The organism is Kitasatospora sp. NPDC048407, assembly GCF_043200475.1.
In the GTDB taxonomy this organism is placed as follows: Bacteria; Actinomycetota; Actinomycetes; order Streptomycetales; family Streptomycetaceae; genus Kitasatospora.
In genome coordinates this window covers 1-5,332 of record NZ_JBICXW010000046.1, presented here as the reverse complement: position 1 = coordinate 5,332, position 5,332 = coordinate 1, and the positions used below count along the sequence as shown (strand labels likewise).

Annotated in this window: 3 protein-coding genes and 1 pseudogene; all 4 read right to left on the bottom strand. The window is 71.5% G+C overall.

The window, feature by feature from the left end:
- Positions 1–47 precede the first annotated feature (47 nt).
- Positions 48–698, bottom strand: a complete 651-nt coding sequence (locus tag ACGFWJ_RS36110; RefSeq protein ID WP_392956984.1) for a DUF742 domain-containing protein — start codon at positions 696–698, stop codon at positions 48–50.
- Positions 699–863: 165 nt separating this feature from the next.
- Complete coding sequence (locus tag ACGFWJ_RS36105; protein WP_387649956.1) at positions 864–1,277, bottom strand: roadblock/LC7 domain-containing protein; 414 nt, start codon at positions 1,275–1,277, stop codon at positions 864–866.
- 10 nt (positions 1,278–1,287) lie between these two features.
- Positions 1,288–4,788, bottom strand: coding sequence for a nitrate- and nitrite sensing domain-containing protein (locus tag ACGFWJ_RS36100; protein ID WP_392956983.1), 3,501 nt, complete (start codon positions 4,786–4,788; stop codon positions 1,288–1,290).
- A 322-nt stretch (positions 4,789–5,110) separates the two neighbouring features.
- Positions 5,111–5,332: pseudogene (locus tag ACGFWJ_RS36095) on the bottom strand (ATP-binding protein); the annotation flags it as partial.

Here is a 5,332-nt window from a genome sequence, read left to right as displayed (position 1 = left end):
CGACGACGATCTTGGCGGAGGTGGTGGCGCGGCTGGGGGCGGCCGCGTTAGAGCTTGCGAAGTCCACTGAGGACCCTTTCGAGCAGCGTGACGTCGGGCTGGTTGCCGGATTCACCGCCGGCTGCGGGCTGGTGGATGGCGACCAGGCCGGCCTCGGCCAGGTCCGCCACGAGAATGCGGGCCACCCCCAGGGGGAGGCCGAGCAGGGCGGAGATCTCCGCCACCGACTTCACGTCGGAGGCGCACAGCGAGCAGATCCGCTGGTGCTCCGGCAGCAGCGTGGCCATCCGGGCCGGGTCGACCGACGCGGAGACCAGTGCTTCCAGGGCGAGTTCGTAGCGCGGCCGGGTCCGTCCGCCGGTCATGGCGAACGGGCGGATCAGCGGCTCGGCGTCCTCGTAGTCGTCGAACCCGTCGTCCTCGTAGGGCTGTTCGACGTGCGGCGCCTCGTAGCGGTGCGGCAGGTCGGCGGGGTCGTGCGGGAACGCCTCATGACCGGGGTAGGCCTGGCCGTATCCGTCCGGCTGCTGGTACCAGCGCGGGTCGGACTGCGGGGGCAGGTACGACTGGCCACCGTTGTCGAACTGCGGCGCGTACTGCTGCTGCTGACCGTGGCCGACGCCGGGAGTCCCGAAAGCGTCGTGGCCGGAGCCCGCGTACGGGACGCCGAACTGGCCACTGTGGTCGGGCGGTGTCACGGTTCATCTCCTCAGGGTGCGGCGGTGCGTAGCGGGCCGCGTCGCCGGAGGAGCGCCGGGGCCGGTGGTGCGAAGGCCGTACAACGCCCGGTCCCGAGGCCGCCGAAGCGGCCTCGGGACGGGCAATGAGGTCTTTCGAATACCAGGACGGTATCCGACGAACCGTCAGTGCAGGAGACTGCCCTGGAGTTCGGCCCGCAGAGCGGGCGTCAGGACCGCGCCCGCGCGGTCCACCAGGAGGGCCATCTCGTAGCCGACGAGACCGATGTCGGAGTCCGGCGAGGCGAGCACCGCGAGCGCGGAGCCGTCGCTGACCGCCATCAGGAACAGGAAGCCCCGCTCCATCTCGACCACGGTCTGGGTCACGTCGCCGCCCTCGAAGATCCGGCTGGCGCCGGAGGTCAGCGAGCTCAGCCCGGAGGCGACGGCGGCAAGCTGGTCGGCACGGTCCCGGGGGAACCCCTCGGACATGCACAGCAGCAGACCGTCGGCGGAGACCACCACCGTGTGCGACACCCCGGGGGTGTTGTCCACGAAGTTGGTGATCAGCCAGTTCAGGTTCTGTGCGGCCTGGCTCATCTGGGTCAACTCAACGCTCCTGCTGGTTCGAGCCGCCGAAGAGATCGGTGCTGCTGTTGTGCGGTCCATCACCGTACGCCCCCTGGTCGGGGTCGATCCGGAAACTACCGGTGGTCCCGGAGTCGCCGCCGGCCTGGCGGCCCTGCTCGACGCCGCGGCGCAGGTTGGTCAGGCGGCCGCGTACCTCGTTCGGGTCGCGGGAGACCTGCGGGCCGTCCTGCGGGGTGGGCTTGGCGTTGCCCGGCACCAGGTTCTGCCGCGGCACGCGGCGCGGCAGACCCGACGGGGTCGTGCCCGAGGTGGAGGGCTCGCGGAGCTTCTCCGCGCGCTGCCAGTCGCCGTCGTTGGGGGACTCCCACTCGCTGGGCGCGGAGGTCGGGCCGGTCGGGCCGTAGCCGCCGAGCGCCGACACGTCGTGGCCGCGCGACTCGACGGGCGCCGAGGTGTCCTTCGCGCCGGTGAACCAGTTCGGGCTCTCCGCGCCCGGCCCGCCGGCCGGGCCCGCCAGCTGCTGGCCGGGCCGGCGCTGCGGCAGCCCGCCGCCGGTCGACCCGCCCGGGGCCGGCGGCAGCGCCGGCAGCTCCTCCGCCGGGTACGGGTGCCCGGCGGGCTCCTCGTAGCCGTAGTCCTGCTGCTGGTACTCGTCGGCGTACTGCGCCTGCGGGTACTGCTCGTCGCCGTACTGCTGCTGGTCGGCGAACTGCCCGGCGGCGTACGGCTGCTGGTACTCGTCGCCGTAGCCCTGGCCGGCCTGGAACGGGTCGTCCTGGAAGCCGGCCGGCGCGTACGGGGCCTGGTACCGGCCGGGCGCGTACGGGTCGTCCTGGTAGTGCTCGCCGGGCGTGTACTGGTCACGGCCGTAGCCGCTGTCCTGGTAGCCGTAGGCGTCGTCCTGGGCGGCCTGCTGGGGCTCGTAGGCGTCCGTGAAGGGGCCGGACTCCGGACGGCGGTAGTCGTCCGCGTACGGGGCCTGGTAGCCGTTCTCGGTGCGGTCGTCCCCGGCGCCGTAGGGCGACTCCAGGATCTCCGCCTCCATCGGCTCCTCGAGGGCGGCGCCCGGACCGATCTCCAGGGCGGCCCGGCGGCGCTGCTCCTCCAGGCGCTGCGAGCGCTGCATGGACTCCAGCGCGGGGGAGAAGCCGTTGCCGCCGGGCAGGCCGCGGCCCGGCAGGTGGTCGTCGAAGCCGAGTTCGGCGGCGGTGCGCTCCTGGCCGTCGAAGGACCACTCGGCGGGGGTCTCCTGCTCGGCGAAGATCCGCGAGACGGTGAACTCTTCGTTCTGCGGCTCGGGCACCGCGACCAGCGAGGTGAGCTGCTGCGGCAGCATGACCAGCGAGGTGGTGCCGGCCGACTCGCCCGAGGGGCGCAGCTGCACGCGGATGTCGTGCCGCTGGGACAGCCGGCCGACCACGAACAGGCCCATGCGGCGGGAGATGGTGGCGTCCACGGTGGGCGGTTCGGCGAGCTTCTCGTTGATCTCGGCGAAGTCCTCGGCGGTCAGGCCGATGCCCTTGTCGTGGATCTCCACCAGCACCCGGCCGTCCGGCAGGCTGGTGGCGTTGACCAGCACCCGGGTCTGCGGGGAGGAGAACGAGGTGGCGTTCTCCAGCAGCTCGGCGAGCAGGTGGACGAGGTCGGTCACGGCGGGGCCGACCACGTCGGCCTCGGGGATGCCGGCCAGTTCGATGCGCTCGTAGTGCTCCACCTCGGAGGCGGCGGCGCGCAGCACGTCGACCAGCGGGACGGGCGTGTTCCAGCGGCGGCCGGGCTCCTCGCCCGCGAGGACGAGGAGGTTCTCGCCGTTGCGGCGCATGCGGGTGGCCAGGTGGTCCAGCTTGAAGAGGTTCTCCAGCTGGTCCGGGTCGGCCTCGTTGTTCTCCAGGTCGGTGATCAGCGACAGCTGGCGCTGGATCAGGCTCTGGCTGCGGCGCGACAGGTTGGTGAAGATCGCGTTGACGTTGCCTCGCAGCAGCGCCTGCTCGGCGGCCAGCGAGACGGCCTGCTGGTGGACCTGGTCGAAGGCGCGGGCGACCTCGCCGATCTCGTCCGTGCCGTGCAGCGGGATCGGGGCGACCGAGGTGTCGACCCGCTCCGGGTCGGTCTTGGAGAGCTTGTCGACCAGCTCCGGCAGACGGTGGTTGGCGATGTCCAGCGCGGCGGTGTTCAGGGTTCGCATGCCGAGGATCATCGAGCGGGCGATGTAGCCGGTGAGCAGACCGGCCAGCACCAGCGAGGCGATCACGATCAGCGCGTTGAGCACCCAGTCGGTGAACGCCCGGTCCTTGATGCCCTGGGCGTCGGCGACGACCTGGTCCAGCAGCTCGGTCTCGGCCGTGCGCAGCGCGCTCATGTGGCTCTTGGTGGCCTGGTCCCACAGCGGGCGGGTCAGGCCGTCGGCGCCGGCCAGGTCGACGATCCGGGTGGCGGCGTCGCGGTCGGAGGCCGCGGTGGCCAGCTTGCTGCCGTAGTTCATGCCGATCGCGAGCAGCGAGATCATGCTCGGCATGGTGCGGCCGTCCGGCATGCGCAGCGGCAGGCGCTGGTCGGCGGTGGTCTGGGCGACCTCGGCGTCCGCGTAGACCTTCACCTCGTCGCTGCTGGACGCGGTGTTGAACTCGTCGCGGGCGGTCTGCTCCAGCTTGGCGGCGACCTGCAGACCCTGGATCAGGTCCTGGCCCTCGTGGCCGTCCACGCCGCCGACGCCGAGGCCGACCAGCAGGTGCAGCATCAGCGCGCGCTGGGCCGAGGCGGCCGCCTTGGCCAGCGACATCGCGTAGATGGCGCGGCCCTTGGAGGTGACGTTGGTGGAGCCGAAGCCGACCGAGTTGTCCATCGACAGCAGCGGCGCGTACATCATCGAGTACGCGTTGATGGTCGCGGTCGCGAACAGCTCCGGCTTGTAGGCGTTCTGCCGCAGGTGGGGGAGCCACGACACCATCGACTCGAACTGGCCGTTGCGGCGGGCGACGGTCGCGTCGTCCTTGATCTTGGAGAAGGCGGAACGGTACTCGGCCAGCGCCTGGTCGGTCTTGTCCCGGAGCTTCTTCACCTCGCCCTGGTCGCCCTGGCCGGTGAGCAGCGGCACCAGGCTGTCGTCGCGCTCCTGTTCCAGGGCGTCGGCCAGCTTGGTCGCGGCGCTCGCCAGCTTCGCGATGCGCACCGCGCGGTCGGCGTTGCTGTAGTCGTCCAGCGAGGTGTTGACGCGCAGGCCGCCGAAGACCAGCGCGATCACCACGGGGATGACCAGGATGGCCACCAGACGGGTCGGCACCCGCCAGTTCAGCGGCGACAGGAAGTCGGCCCGGCCGCCGCCGCTCTGACGCTTGCTCTCCTTGGCGGCGCCGGCCCGCTCGGCGGACTCGCCGACGGCCGCGGGGGCGGTGCGCTGCGGCTCGCCGCGGTCCTCGGCCGCGGTGAACGCGGAGAACTGACCTGTGGTCCGGCCGCTTGCCGGTTCCTGCTGGCGGGGCTCTGAGCGCCGCTGCGGGGTGACTGGCTGCTTACGCCTCACTCGACAACAACCTCTCGACCGACTGGCGGCCATGGATCAATCCGGCGGCTACCCCCCGACGGGCCGCGACCCGCTCGGATACTACGGGGTAGCTGGAATTCAACACGAGCCGGAGAAGCGGACAAACGGCTGCCCCGCCCCGCACGCCCGGGGAGGAAAGTGGACATTTGCGGCGGAACTTCCGCAAAGGTCTAGGCCATTGGCGCGGACCGGAGCCGGACGACTACGTACTGTCAGGAAAGCCCGGCAAATGTGCTGGTCGAACTGTTACCGGGGACGCGAACCATCCTTGGTACGCGCCCCCGGCGGGGCCCTGCTCCACTCACCGCAGGCGGGCGAGGAGGGCGTGCTCGACGAGGGTGATGAGTGCGCTCTTGGCGCTGTCCCGGCGTCGGGCGTCGAGGGTGACGATCGGGATGTCCGCGCTGAGTTGCAGTGCCTCCCGTACCTCGTCGCCGGTGTGGGGCTGGTGTCCGTCGAAGCCGTTGAGGGCGACGACGAAGGGGAGTCCCGAGTTCTCGAAGTAGTCGAGGGCGGGGAAGCA